The following is a 15159-nucleotide window of genomic DNA, read 5'->3' as shown; positions in this document are numbered from 1 at the left end:
TCACCTTGCTTATGCGCAGTTTGGGAAACCGAACGGTATTGTACCAACAAAATGTAGCCGCCTCACTTGGGTTATACAATAATGATTTCTTATCTATAGATATTCTACGGGAGAAAGGTCCGATCACTGCTGGAGAACTGTCTAAATTAACCGGTCTGACCACAGGCAGTGTTACGGCATTAATAGACCGGCTCGAAAAAAATGGCTATGTCCGCAGACAAAATGACCCGAATGACCGCCGTAAAGTGATTATTGTGCCATTATATGAGAATAAAGATGATGTCATTAATACGTACCAACCGCTCCATACCGCCATGGTTAAGCTCGCAGCTTCTTATACGGATGAAGAGCTCGCCCTTATTTCGCAGTTTTTAGGCCAAGCAAGTGCGGTTCTGGAAGAGCAGATTGATCAGCTTGGATCCACTGCGCGCGGCAAATCTTCTTCCTAAGATACGTATTTATACAAAAAAGGACGATATCCAAAAGTCATACGACTCTCTGGATACCGTCCTTTTCCATTTATTTTCTAATACCAATCGTTACAATTTCGCATGGACCGATCTGTAAGTCAAAGCTACCTTTCTCTTTCTCATCACTAGTGACTGGGTGGCTCTCCTCTTCTAGAATCGTCGTTTTATAGAAATACTGCTGTGGAATAGACGAATGGAAGGCCAGGTTGGTGTTCTGCTGACTCATGTTGTACCAACGCAGCAGTATATCTCCAGTCTGCTCGTTCATTTTCAGTGAAGAAAATGCGAGTTCCCTACTCTCCCAATCAAATGGAGTATACACCGGCGCAACCACGCCTGCATGTACATCTGTCTGACATACAATCCACGGAACCTGGAATTGGTAAGCTTCAGCATAAGCACCAGAAGTTATACCCTCACCTGTGTGCGGGATTAGCTCCATACGAACAACGTGCTCTCCCAGACACTGCGCTTCTGGAGTTGGGAATAGCCCCCAGTCACCAAGTTCGCCAACAGAACGTAGCAGCGTAATCGCAATAGTGTTACGCCCATCTCGCAGCACTTCATATTCATTTAATCCAAAATTAGCGACGGTTAGACCCGCTTTCCCATCACTAACATCAACAAAGGCTTGCTGATGTTGCGTGTTACTCGGATTCTTCCATTCTGTGGCTGGTTCAATATTCCGCTCAGCAACCTCGAACATCGAATCTACACGATGCGTGGCAGCGTTCAAATCTGTTGGAAACAGTATACGAATCCGGTGATCTTTGGCCTGGTTATCTATTGTCGTTTCGATATGCAATCCCTTTCCGCCCCGCTCCAAGGTGATTACAGTACGAAGTTTTAGAATGACTGTGTCACTACTGCGCTGAGCTTTGCGCTCCGGATAGTAAACCAGTGCACGCTGCTCCTCATCCAGCTTATCATCTGCCGAGGCTGGAATCTCCCAGTTATGGTTAATTTCTATAGCGGCGCGAAACGATGTATTTTCCAGTACACAAATGTTAGCCTTCAGTCCTTTAGTCGTCAAAGCTTGTTCAGCCTCTGGCTGTTTGTACATATATTCATTGCCGATATCCCCGGTGTTTTCATATACACCAAGATCGTTATAGGTCACTCCACTAGTTTTGTCACTTAGCATAAACGAACCATCATCATTAATGACTACCTTGATAACGTCATTTTCCAGCACCCGATCTCCATATAGCAAAGATTCAGCGGCTATTGGCAGTTTTGCATCTGCTCGGCGAACCCAAGCATATGATCGAAGACCTAGCGCAGGAACTTCTACGGCTTCAAAGGTAAGTCTTACCCGGCGGCACATATACGGCTGACGGAACTTATCATCTGGCAAATCATAACCAAACTGAAGACCCAAGTCCTCCAGCTGGGAGGCAATGTTATTCCCTTGATCGTCTACTAACACACGACCGTGCAAGTCAATTCCAGTCATACGGCTAGCCGTTTCTTCCAGAGAGAATCCTTCTCGCAAATATAGACGCGCCACATCAAGTTCTACGCTCACAGTACCCGTGCGACTCCAACCCGTCATATTCATCGCTACTAATGGAAGCACGTCTTCACCATATGTGGTAAACCCGGACGTATCCACAGCTTCTGCAATCACTCGTTTACTATCCTCAACAATGGTCTCTGCCACATGACGGCTCTTGTCAAAACGGGTGACCATCTCACGGTGTACCTCATCCACGCTGCATCCACAAATACTATCATGCGGATGATTTTGCATTAATGTCTTCCATGCATAGGTGAACAGATGATGGGGGTACTCTTTGCCCAGTAAATGTGCGAACGAAGCAAGTGGCTCGGCCAACTTTTCAAGCAAGATTTGCCCTTCCTGATTCATCTGTTTCAAATAGACACGAGCAGACGCGGTATTCACTAACGTACCCCATCCATCGGTATGCTGGCTCCGCAGTTCGCCCTTTACAGTCGACAGATTGCTGCGATCCACTACACCCTCTACGGCCTTAAGGTAATCAGGAAAGTTCGAATGAATGAACTCCATATCTGGATACAACCGCTTCGCAGCTTCGATAGCCTCTGGCAAATCCAGTTGAGCCGGCTGATGATCACAACCATTCATGAACAGCAGCTCACCTGTAGAGGCAAACTTCCGCGCATCTGCCAGCTTTTTCTCCCAGAACACTTTGGCTTCTGCTTCATTTACAGGCACTTCGTTTCCGTTAGAATACCAATTGGCAAATAGGATGCCTAGCACTTTTGATCCATCAGGGCCTTCCCAAATCAGCTCCGAGAATGAGGATTCGTAACCTCCATCCGACACCGTATTATTGAATCCAGTGGGCTTCACACCTCTTCCAAAAAAGGCATTATTGATGCCGGATTGCAGCATTAATTGTGGAGTCTGGCCGACTAGACCAAAGGTGTCCGGAAAATAACCGATTTTGGAGGGTTCCCCGTAACGCTTCGAATCCTGATGGCCAATCTGCATATTACGAACATTGGCCTCCCCACTAGTAAGGAACGCATCCTGCAAAATATACCAAGGTCCTATTAGAAGGCGACCTTCCGTAATATATTTCTGTAGCCGCTCTTGATTTTCTGGACGTACCTGAAGATAATCTTCCAGAATAATCGTCTGTCCATCCAGATAGAAACTCTTAAATTCGTTATCCTCATCCAACCGGTTCAGTAATTCATCAACCAGTTTCACTAAGCGTACATGATGCTTCTCATAGGGAAGATACCATTCCCGGTCCCAGTGTGTATGGGAAATGATATGGGCTGTCTGAGGGCTAATTGATTGTTTTGAGCTTTCCAAAGTGAAGACCTCCTTATATGCAATGCGTTCTATCTACCAAGTTGCTTAATGTAGAAGATGTGGATAATTGACATGAATCTCGACTTCCTGCGGGCGATAAACACCAAGCAAATCTCCTTTACTATCCGTGGCAAATAGAACAGAACGTTCCTGTTCCAACACGAACGAATAAGTTCGGCCAGTGGCCGAATCCTTCACCTCGATCTTTGCATCCTGGGCATATTCCGACACGAAGGTAAAAAGTGCACCCGTAGCAAAGCTCAGTTTTCGTCCGTAGATACCCGCTAAGTCCCCACCACTAATCCATTCAAAATCACGTTCCACAAAAGCAGCATTAACCGCGTAGCGGTAAAGTGCAGCCGTAGTATCCCTACGCTCACTCAATTCAACTGGCAGTGGACTCCATAGGAGTCGACCCTTGCCCAGCGGAAGGTTCACGACAGTGTCTATAGTAGAACTCCCACCATTTTTTTGAATGATCGTTTCCTTCGTCACCTCAGCTATCCGGCGGTGGCCGAAAGAGACAGGCAGTACTTGACCTTGAAGCATAAGCACTTCTTCGCGGCGCACATTACGCAATTCGCGTTTGCCAAGAATATCACTCAACCGATCCGAAGAACGCCAGTAGGCATCAATGCTTAACGGTCCAGTGGCAAGCAATACCGCTCCTGTCTCTTCAACGATATGTAACAACCGTTCCATCGCTGCATCAGCGAAGTTATGCGCGCTTGGCAGTATAATCAGCTTCGCAGGGTTCTTCTCCAAATCATCTAGGTGGTATTCAGAAGCCCCCCGAAAAGACATCTTGAGCTCATAAGACAGAATGCGGGTAAGCTCTGTTGTAGACGCAAAAGCCAACTTTCGATTAGAGAAATCATTCGAATAAGGGAACACCACCGCAATCTCTTCCAATTTCCGATCACCAAATATATCACGGATACCTTCTATAAACTTCCCGAAATCATAAGATACGTCTGCCTCAGGCTTCTCGGTTCCATCCGCTCTCAGTGCTCCGATATGGGACTCATTCGCATTATCCATATAGAAATTCGTATTCCAGATCCAGTGAATAGCTCCCGCACCAGCCGTTCCAAAAGCGTAAGCATACTTGCGTTCCAGCAAATTCCGCAGCTCTTGTTCTGAACGTTTGGCTCGGCCATCTGGAGTTTCTACATACATGACGCCTGTCTCCTGAATTAGGTTTGGCTTATTGGGGGTTTTGGTAAAAATGCCATCCCATATCAAATAGTCGTTAAACCACCAGGAGTGCACAGTAGTGTAATCTACCGCTTCCTCATAGAAAAACGGCGAAGGACGCTGCGCTCCTAGTCCCTCATCCTGGCCAACCGTAACCATCTGAGCTGGACATTGCTCCTTAATGGTATCGTATAATTGCTTCACCCAACGGTTATGCATTTCCATAGAGAACAAACAATAGTCCAACCAGCGTGTCCCCCTCTTAGCACTGTGCATATCTTGTACGTCGAAGTTCATCTCTTTTGCTTCAGGCAGCCCTGCCGAAGCAAAGGCCGGAAGCTGTGCGGGCGTCATATTCCAGCGTTCCTGCAGCACTTCGATTACACCATGTCTTTCTTGTAGCCATTCCCTAAAAGCTTGTCGCTCAAAGCGATCATGGCATGAACTCGGGCCGTCCGAGAAAATACGGTCCGGATCAAACATCGACGGTTCATTAATAAGATCCCAGTCTACATTCGAAGAATCTTTATGACGAGATACAATAGACCGAATGAACCGCTTCTGAGCCTCAACACTTTGTGGGTCCAGATAAGGATTTACCCCACCCCACGTTTCCGGGGTGAAGGAGAAAAACGTGAACGTCACCTGAAGATCATGCTTTTTCGCCGTCATGATGAAGGCGTCGATCGCCCGCAATACTTCTTCCGAGACATGTCCATCGTCTTGCATCACATTGCGATAAGCTGTCCAGATCCCTGTACGGATCCAGTTAATCCCGGCCTTCCGCATCTGGCCCATATCACGATCCCAAACTCCGACGTTCGGCAGAAATAGAAATTTACGCGCCACATCACTCGCCATATAAGTCATGCCGACCACTGGTAGCGGACGCCCATCTTTTATAAAATAATCTCTGCCGCTCGTTACCGGATGGCCTGCTGCCAGCAGCTCAGGAGCATGACCCCAGAACCCTTGGCGCAGAATGCGAACCTCACCATCACTGGCTTCTGCTTCACAGACAATCTGGTAGAGGCCCCTACTTATCTCCAAAGGAATAGGCAGACGCACCATGTTTAGTTCTGCATTCGCCTTCATTTCCAAACTCTGAGACCACTTCAAAGAGGTATCTGATTCATGCTCTACATGAATTGTGAAATTCCATGTATCTTCATTTCGCATAGAAGGTCTCACTCGTTCAAGCTGCTGAATCTGAAGGGTTAGGGAAGCACGTTCTCCTGATTCATAAGACGCGTAATTGGGCTTAACCCACATTTCCGTAACACCCTTGCTGCAGAAACGCGCCCAATTGGATATCGCGGAAGGACCTTTTTGCTCCCAAAAAGAAGCTGTTGCAGGTGTATTTACGAACAGCCAGCGTGAACCTGCATACAAACCGCTCGTATTCTCCCAAAGAACCACTGGGGCAGCGGTTTCTCGACCCTCGGACGTAATTCCCTTTAAGAGCGGGTAAATCCGTGTGCTCATCGGACCTGCCGAGCCCATTTGATGTGGTAAATCACTCGTCTTTGTCGTATGTGGCACGAGGTTCCATGTGTCCGCACTCGTTAGAAAAAGAGATTCTTGACCCTTAAGCAGAGGAATGACATCCAAGGCAAGCAATGAATGGTTGCGTGAGCATTCAACACGAAGTGCCTCATGAATATACAGCTCCTGATGATAGGAAGTCTGCTCCGCTTCGACATGCCATCGGCCATTTTCCCAACGAACAGGTTGTTTGAAGGGTGCGCCTCCAATGCTAATCAACCCGCCACCTCTTTGCAGGTATTCAAGAATGGCTATCCAGGCCGCTTTCGGGAAATAGGGTGCATGCAGATTGATGAAACAGCCGCCTTTCGTTTCGCATAGCGTTTGTGCAAGCTGATTCTCACTTACAATAGATCCGAACTCACTCATGGATGTAATCGCATCGCTAGGAATGGGACTGGAAATTGGAAAATCAGAATCATAAAATATGATTACAGGTCTACTCAGGCTGCTCATAGTAGTCCTTCCTTCATCATTTTATAGACAAGTTGGGAGAACAGACTATTGGACCAGGCGAACCATTTTCTAGTGAACGTATTCGGATCATTAACATGGAATCCCTCATGCATAAAGCCAGTATCCGCATCCGTAGCTTCTAACATCGCAAGCATCTCCAGCTTTTCTTCCTTAGTTGAAGCCGTCAAACCTTGCATGGTTAATGCCATATGCCAGATGTAGTCTTTGGGAGTATGCGGACTGCCGATTCCCTTCGCTGCGGTTCCTTCAAAATAAAAAGGATTCTCCTTGCTCAGAGCAAATCGTCTCGTATTCTGATAAATTTCATCCTCTGCGGTAACATAGCCGAGATAAGGAATCGACAGGAGTCCTGGTGTTCCCGCATCATCCATCAAGCAGTAGTTGCCATAACCATCGGTCTCGTAGGCGTAGATTGGACCGAATTTCGGATGACGATAAATACCATACAATTGAATTCCGTGATCAATCTCAGCTTCTAATGCTTTAAGCTGTTCCAGAAATTCAAGATCACGGAATACCCATTCAGCGAATTCCTGCATATGACGTAATGCAACAACAGCGAACATATTCCCCGGGATGTTGTAATGAAAGTCGCATGCATCATCACTCGAGCGGAATCCCGACCAGACCATACCCGTGTAATTAACAGGCATACCTAGACCGTTATTACGCAGTGTATCTTCAGGAATCCCATTGTTACGCGTAAACCGGTATGGAGATAATTCACTATGGCGCTGTTCAGTTTTGAACAGGTTGAATATTTTGATCATTGCTGCCTTAAATCCGGCGTCGAATATATCAGCCTTTCCGGTTTCTTTCCAATAGGCATAAGCCAGACGCATGGAAAAACAAAGAGAATCGATCTCGAATTTACGCTCCCACACCCAGGGGGACATTTCCGTAATATCGCTAGTGCTCCAATGCCAATCATTCGCTGTCTCATTAAACGCATTGGCGTACGGATCGATATGAATATACTCGATATGACGTTTAATTAACCCGCCAATAATCCGCTGAAGATCGGGATCGTTTTTAGCAAAGGGCACGTAGTGCATAACCTGCTCCACAGAGTCTCGCAACCAAGAAGCTGGGATATCTCCTGTAATTACAAACGTTGTCCCATCATCCATAAGCTTAGTCGTTGTCTCAAGCGTATTGGGAAAACAGTTCTTAAAAAGCTGCAACAGCTTCGGCCGATGAGCTAACTTCTCCTCTGCTTCGTTCAATACTTCTTGAACCGCTTGAGGAAGCGGCAGCTTCGGCATAGAGATGGTGGGAAGTCGGAATTGTTCCATATTCTCACTCCTTCATAATAAATGGGGATAGATAGAGAGACGGGCAGCATAGCTGCCCGTCTCCACTAATCCTATTTGTGTTACCTTTAGTGATTAATCTTAGGCGTGTTACGTTCATTAGCTTATTTCTTTGTCTGGTTCCACTCATCAAGTTGCTTTTGAACTTCTGCAATGACTTTATCAAGTCCAGCTTCTTTAAATTTCTTCGCTGCTTTTGGCAGATATGTTTTAGGATCAACAGAACCTGTGTATAGCGCTGGCATAAATTCTTTAGTTACGTTGTTGATAGCCGCTACTTCTGTTTTTACAGGTGTAGGATCAAATGCAAAACCGAAGGTAGGGGCTTCTTTTGAAGAATCATTAAACTTCTTGAAAGCATCCCATTTATCAGCAGGGTCATCAGCATGCAGATAAGTCAGTAACATGTTCCCAAGTGTGAAGCCTGGCATTGCATAGCTATCTTGCATAGCTGGCAGATCTTCAATGACATTGTCGGAGATTTTCTTATAATGAGTGCCTTCAATACCATAGTTGAGCAAATTGCGTAAGTACTTATCTGTATTCAAAAGATTCAAGAACATCATCGCGCGCTCAGGATCACCTGAGGTTACGGAAATCGCGTGCATCGAACCTGCGGCGGACTGTGTATATACATAAGGCTCATGCATAGGCGAAGTTACAATTTCATAACCTGCTGAACGAGACCAACCTTTTTCTGCATAAGGCTGTGTGATTTCGCGATCGGCAAACCATTTACCGGTCTTAATGTTATCAATACCTTCAAGTGTCGCAACGTCTGGGCGTAAGTAACCTGCTGTGTAAAGTCTACGCATCGTATCTAACGATGTTGCAAGTTCAGGTGTCTCCAGAATATTAACAACCTTGCCATCTGTGGAATCCATATAGACCCCGATAGGTAGCTCATCACCTAGTACATAGTCAAATGGCATGAATGGTTTAAAGCCTTTAGGAACAGCTAGAGGTGTAATATCAGCCGGCTCGTTCTCTTTAATCGTTTTAAGAAGTGGCTCTAGATCATCCAATGTACGGATATTGGAAATGTCCATGTTATATTTATCAACATATTTCTTATTGAAGCGCCATACCCATTGCTGTCCAAGCTCCTTATTTACAGGAACACCATAGATCTCACCTTTAATCTTAGTTCCTTCTAAGAAACGAGGGTCCAAAACTTCTTTCGTTTCCTTACCATACTTATCTAGCAGATCATTCAGACCCAAGAACGTCCCATTAGCAGCGTTACGACGGAAGTCATTTGTCCAAGAAGAGGTAAAGGCAATATCATAAGGCTCACCGGAAGCGGTGATGACTTGCATCTTCTTATCGTAATCGCCCCAATCGAACATCGTAATGTTCAACGTCGCGTTAATTTTTTCTTGGGTATATTTATTAACTTCTTTTAAGACAAGATCTAAATCCTTTTGAGGTCCACCAATTAAATACATCTTCAACTCATATGGCTTTAATTCTGATGTGTTCCCTGCTGAATTCCCTGCTGCCGCTGAATTGTTTGTTTCTTTAGCAGCATTTGTATTATTATTCGAACCACATCCAGCTAGAAGGCCAGAAAAAAGCATTGTCCCTGCAAGAGCGAGTGTTAAGCCTTTTTTCATTTTCATTTCTATTTTCCCCCTTTAGATTAATGAACGCTTTATTTATATCGATTCCTGTCCTAGCGATTCGAATAAATACATCTTAGTAGTGTTACTCCTTTAAAGAGCCCACGGTTAAGCCTTGTACAAAATACTTTTGGAAGAACGGATACGCTAGTGCTATAGGTAAGGTCGCCAGTACAACCATCGCCATACGAACGGTTTCTGTTGGCAAGGTTGCAGCAATCTCAAAGCTTGATCCCATCTGCATACTGTTCTGAATGACAAACTCCATATTATTCTGAATTCGCATCAGCATCGCTTGGAGTGGAACAAGACTCGCATCATCTATATACAGCAGGGCATTAAACCAATCATTCCAATAGCCCAGCGTACAGAACAATCCAATCGTTGCAATCCCCGGTAAAGAGATTGGAAGTACAATTTGCAGGAAGGTCCGAAACTCACCAGACCCATCAATTTTGGCAGCCTCAATGAGTGCATCAGGTACGCTAGTCTGGAAGAAGGTCCGCATTACTAGAATAAAGAATGCATTCATCGCTATGGGCAATATTAAAGCCCATATCGTGTTGTACAAATGTAAAAACTGCGTAGCCACGATATAGTTGGGAACCATTCCGCCTGAGAATAACATCGTGAAGAAGGCGAAGAAGCTGAAATAATTACGATAGCGAAATGATCTTCGAGAGAGAACATACGCATAAGTTGTTATTAGAAATAAACTAATGAGCGTACCTAGTACAGTAACCATCAAAGTAACTCCAAAGGAACGAAGCAATTGATCACCTGTGTTAAAAACAAACTGATAAGCTGCTAAACTATATTTTTCGGGTAACAAGCTAAATCCATTTAGAGCAAGTACTTTCTCATCTGTAAAAGAAATGGCTATGACAAACAAGAACGGAAACACACAAGTAAAAGCGAAGATGCCAATTATAATATTGAGTACCACATTCCATAAAGGAGTAATGGCGTTGTTGTCGATTTCTTTTGGCTTACGTTTGAATACTGCCATAACGTCACTAACTCCTTTCTAGAATATCGCATTCTCTTTGCTGATCTTTTTCACAATAGAATTCGTTACAAGCACCATGATAAATCCAACAATCGATTGATATAGACCCGCTGCTGTACTCATCCCTAGATTACCTGTCGTACTCATGCTGCGATAAATATAAGTATCGATAACATTCGTTACGGAGTATAGAACACCTGAATCCCGAGGGATTTGATAGAATAAACCGAAGTCCGATCTAAAAATACCACCAATCGCTAAAATCGTTAGCGTTACCATTAAAGGTTTAAGCAAAGGAAGTGTAATAAACTTAATCTGCTGCCATTTGCTGGCCCCATCAATCATAGCTGCTTCATAGTAGGACTTGTCGATACCCGCTATAGCCGCTAAGTAAACAACACTTGAATAACCAATTGATTTCCAAATCCCCATGAAAATTAGGATATATGGCCAAAAGCGAGTATCCCCATACCAGGAAATAGGATCGCCTCCGAAGTAAACAACCACTTGATTCAATATTCCTTTATCTACACTCAGAAAGCTGAAGGTAAAGAAACTAATAATGACCCAAGAAAGGAAGTAAGGCATAAACATCGCCGTTTGATAAACTTTAGCCATCCGTTTGTTCACAAGTTCATTTAAGGTGATCGCAATGCCCACCGCAAGAACTAAACCGAGAGAGATCAACGCCAAGTTATAAAGAATCGTATTTCTTGTAATGATATAGGCGTCCTCCGTCGAGAACAAAAAGTTGAAATTTTCAAGGCCAACCCACTTACTATTTAAAACGCTTGCAAAGAATCCATCCCGATGAATCTTGAAATCCTTGAATGCAATTACTGTTCCAAACATCGGTAAGTAGCAAAAGATCAGGAACCATAATGTCCCTGGTAATACCATAAACCAGAGTACTTTATCCTTAATTAAACTTTTGAAAAATGCAGGCATTATTCCACATCCCCCTTCTCTCTATCCCCAAACAACCCCTATATATCCCTTCGATCTTTTTCCCTCGCCCCTTTAACTACCCTTAATTCTGCGCTATAAAAGCGGTTTCATAAAGTTGAAAAACTCCAGAATCAGATGTAAAAATTAAAGATCCACAGCAGAAGGGACATTTAAAAAGTCTATTTCCCCTTAAATTTGAGCAAAAAAAAAGGAAACATTCTCGTTATCAACGTCCATGAAGCCCGTACTTGAACGTGATACTCAGGAACATTTCCTTTATTTTAGGATTTTGCTTTTTTGTACATATTCCGAAGCTCTGTCGGCGATACACCTACTGATTTTTTAAACTGGCGATAGAAATATGCTGGATCCGGATATCCTACTTCAGCTGCAATTTCGTTGGTTAGTAACGTAGTTTGAAGCAGCAATTGTCTTGCCTTTTCAATTCGAAATTGATTAACATAATCAGAGAAACTACGGCCCATTTCCTTCTGAAATAGCTGGCCCAAATAATTAGGATGCATTTCCATACGCTGACTGAGCGTTTTCAGGGATAGCTCTTCTCTATAGTGTTTGCTTACTTGATCAACCATATATCTCATATTCGGACTGAGCTCATCATTTACTAATGATAATTGGTCTAGTGTTTCTTTCACACTTTCCTGCACATGGTGCACCAATTGCTCAATAGTATGTATGCGCAGCAATGGATTAAACACGGCACTAAAATTAGAGTTTTTCTCCATTTTCTTAGCAATCAACATTAACTCAATCGCTACGTTGTAATTATCAATGCGGGTAATCATGCCACAGCCAAACAGCTTTTCGAACGTTTCTGCGATAAATTGGTTCGTAGCCTCCCGGTCTCCAGATAATAATAATTTGGTGAATTCCTCATAATCAATTTCGAGCTTCTCCTCATGCAGAACCATCTTTGATAGTTGTTCCACATCTATAATCGGGTAACCCGGTAGCATAAGATGATCAACATATAAACTCTTCGCCTTTTTATAACTATTTGGGACTTCCTGAAAAGCATGCTCCTTACTTCCTATCGTTATCCAGACAGACTTTTCTAACTCATGCATAATCTCACATTGCACTTGCTCCAGTACACAATAAAGCTCTTCTTTGTTCTCAGCTTCAGCCCGCTCAGCAATAATAAGAACAAGATCACCTTCCATATCTATAAATACAATAACGGTTCCAAGTTGCTCTAATGATTTCACAGCGATACGATAACATTCATCCATAAGCTGATTCCTATGGAGTTTATCCTGGCCCTCATCGTCATCCTGTTCGGTGATAAGCCGAATCGCAGCCACCGTAAAAAATGAACAGTCCAGTGAGATATTTAAGACTTTTGAACGGTGCTGTAGCTCCTGCCGGCCTATATTGCCAGTTACCCAGCGGTTTAGAATATTATTGCGTAGAACTTGCCAATCCTCTTTAGCATGAAATTGTTCAACATCCTCTTGATTCAGCACTTCAACAATTTGTTCAATGGTTGATTCCAACTCATGTATATTAATGGGTTTGAGAATATAATTTTCAATGCCTAGACTCATTCCAGCTTTTAAATACTCAAATTGCTCATACCCGCTCAAGATTATAAACCTCATTTTTGAATCAAAAACCTTTATTTGCTGAATCAGTTCAAGTCCCGTAAGTTTTGGCATCGTAATGTCAGTAATTAATATGTCGATCCCTTCATTATGATTGCGTAGAAATTCTAAAGCTTCTTCCCCATTAGACGCTTGTCCCGCGATTCTCAATCCATATTTTTCCCATTCAATCACTGAACGTAATCCTTCAAGAATAAGAGGTTCATCATCCACGATAAGTATATTGTGCATTATTAGTACTCTCCCTTACTACTGGTATATTCATGATGACTATTGTTCCTTTATTTACTTCACTAGCGATCGTTAATCCATATTCAGTCCCATAATAAAGTTTAATTCGTTCATTCACATTACATAGGCCTACCGAAGAAGGAGGTTCATCCATTCTCATACTGACTTGAAGCATTTGCTGTAGCTCTGTCAGCTTGCTGGCAGTAATTCCATTCCCGTTATCACTTATAGCAATTTGAATTTCCCCGCCAGATTCAGTAACTTCAATACGGATGAGATTGCCAAAACGGTCAGGTCTAAATCCGTGAACAATATAATTTTCAATGACCGGTTGGATGAGCAATTTAACGATAGAACAATTCATGGCAACTGGACTTATTTGTGATATGATTTGGAGCCTATCTTTATGTCTAATCTGAAACAACTCCAGATACAAATTGCAGTATTCAATCTCATCAGATATTGTAACGACCATGCTTTTCTTAATCATCGTTCGAAATAATGTCGATAAAATGTAAATCATCTGACCTACATCCTTCGCTCCTTGCGTAATTGCCCGCATCCTAATCGCCTCAAGTGTGTTATATAAAAAGTGTGGATTAATCTGCGATTGAAGTGCAACTAGCTCTGCATTTTTCTGCGTAAGCTCCGAAATGTACACTTTATTAATATAGAGTTCTAATCTTTCACACATATAGTTAAAGTTGTTCGCAATTAGCTGCAATTCATCTTCTCGATTTAGGTGAATACGTGTGCTTAAATCACCTTCCTGTAAGCGCTTCATAGATTTGATAATGATCTTCACTTTTTTAGAAAAACGTAAAATAATTCCGTATGTAAAAGACATTGCAGTAATAATAAGCGCTGTGGTAATCCCGATAATCCAAGTTCGAACCGTTTTCATTTCGTTGTTGACCTGTGACTTCTGAATGATCCCTGCCATAATAAGACCTGAGCTATTCGTTGTATTTAAGTTAACCTTGGAGATCCCATCCAGTGTTGTCCAGCCATCCGCATGAAGCGCATCGAGATGTGGATATCGCTGTCCCATATACCTTCCCAATGAATCATATATAACGTCACCGCTTGGGGTTAAGACCAACAATTGACCATTATTTTCTGCAACTTTTGTGCCAAGCCATTTTGAAATAAGTTCTGCGTCAAAATCTACTATGAGCATCCCGATCGTTTTCAGTGTAATCGGATCTTTAATTTCCCTAGTCATTGTATACAAATTGTTATTGTCTTCTCTTATTTCCTTAAGCACTAATTTGGTTTCATGCGAGACCCAGCCATTCTTCGGTAAGGATAACTTTTGCTTAGAACCGTCCATGTCGCTCAAGTAGAATTGTCGGGTATTATTTTTATATAAATAATAAAATTCTTTCTCTGTACTGTATAAAATAACGTCATAAATCCCGTTTTTCTGATTCAAATAGGTTTTGAAATAAGTATCGAACGTATGAGGAACGGAGCTCCCTATGTCTGCATATTGATCTAAACGGTATTTAAGATAATCCCCATAATCATTTTGCAAAAAGTAGGACAAATCCTCACTGACAGAGGCATCGCTATAAATTTGCTGGATAGCCACTTGGATGCTTTCGTACTGCTGATTCATATACAAACTTACATAATCCAGCACCTCCCGATTGGCATCTACATGTTGGCGAGTGATCGTCTGCTCATAGTATTTATATACGGTAATGGATGAGGCAATTAACGTAATTATAATGATCGAAGAGTATATAGCTAAAATTTTATTGAACAGTTTTTTCTGCAAATGGTTTTGATAAAATTTCTTTACATTCAACAAAGCCACCTTCTTTCTGAATATCACCTTTAGGATTAGAAGCTTAACATCACACTTCTTTTTCTGCAATGGAAGCGCATGCATTTTTTTATTTATATAT

Annotated in this window: 9 protein-coding genes; 1 reads left to right on the top strand and 8 read right to left on the bottom strand. The window is 42.8% G+C overall.

Features of this window, described 5'->3' with window-relative positions; genetic code table 11:
- The first annotated feature begins 11 nt into the window (after positions 1-11).
- Positions 12-449, top strand: coding sequence for a MarR family transcriptional regulator (locus MHI32_RS11010; RefSeq protein WP_076130010.1), 438 nt, complete (start codon positions 12-14; stop codon positions 447-449).
- A 70-nt stretch (positions 450-519) separates the two neighbouring features.
- Here MHI32_RS11010 and MHI32_RS11005 read toward each other — a convergent pair whose 3' ends face one another.
- From MHI32_RS11005 to MHI32_RS10970, 8 genes are all read right to left on the bottom strand, one after another.
- A complete protein-coding gene (locus MHI32_RS11005) occupies positions 520-3279 on the bottom strand; it encodes an alpha-mannosidase (RefSeq protein ID WP_339190533.1) in 2760 nt (919 codons plus the stop codon).
- A 45-nt stretch (positions 3280-3324) separates the two neighbouring features.
- The gene (locus MHI32_RS11000; RefSeq protein WP_339190531.1) at positions 3325-6477 is read right to left on the bottom strand and encodes a beta-galactosidase; all 3153 of its coding nucleotides are present in this window, start codon (positions 6475-6477) and stop codon (positions 3325-3327) included.
- Positions 6474-7793: a glycoside hydrolase family 125 protein gene (locus MHI32_RS10995; protein ID WP_339190529.1), complete on the bottom strand. Its 1320-nt coding sequence runs from the start codon at positions 7791-7793 to the stop codon at positions 6474-6476. Before MHI32_RS10995 ends, MHI32_RS11000 begins: the two co-directional genes overlap by 4 nt.
- 122 nt (positions 7794-7915) lie before the next feature.
- Positions 7916-9433: an ABC transporter substrate-binding protein gene (locus tag MHI32_RS10990; RefSeq protein ID WP_076129999.1), complete on the bottom strand. Its 1518-nt coding sequence runs from the start codon at positions 9431-9433 to the stop codon at positions 7916-7918.
- Between the two features lie 85 nt (positions 9434-9518).
- Positions 9519-10442, bottom strand: a complete 924-nt coding sequence (locus MHI32_RS10985; protein WP_038569957.1) for a carbohydrate ABC transporter permease — start codon at positions 10440-10442, stop codon at positions 9519-9521.
- An 18-nt stretch (positions 10443-10460) separates the two neighbouring features.
- Positions 10461-11390, bottom strand: a complete 930-nt coding sequence (locus tag MHI32_RS10980; protein WP_076129998.1) for an ABC transporter permease subunit — start codon at positions 11388-11390, stop codon at positions 10461-10463.
- Between the two features lie 281 nt (positions 11391-11671).
- On the bottom strand, positions 11672-13246 hold the full coding sequence (locus tag MHI32_RS10975; RefSeq protein WP_076195203.1) for a response regulator transcription factor: 1575 nt from the start codon (positions 13244-13246) through the stop codon (positions 11672-11674).
- Positions 13221-15059 carry a sensor histidine kinase gene (locus MHI32_RS10970; RefSeq protein WP_175617386.1) on the bottom strand — a complete coding sequence of 613 codons (1839 nt, stop codon included), beginning with the start codon at positions 15057-15059 and terminating at the stop codon, positions 13221-13223. The genes MHI32_RS10975 and MHI32_RS10970 overlap by 26 nt, the downstream gene beginning before the upstream one ends.
- Positions 15060-15159 lie beyond the last annotated feature (100 nt).

Origin of the sequence: Paenibacillus sp. FSL H7-0690 (assembly GCF_037980415.1) — a bacterium.
GTDB classification, from domain to species: Bacteria; Bacillota; Bacilli; order Paenibacillales; family Paenibacillaceae; genus Paenibacillus_AQ; species Paenibacillus_AQ odorifer.
The sequence above is the reverse complement of the archived record's forward strand: the minus strand, read 5'-3'. Positions and strand labels throughout refer to the sequence as shown.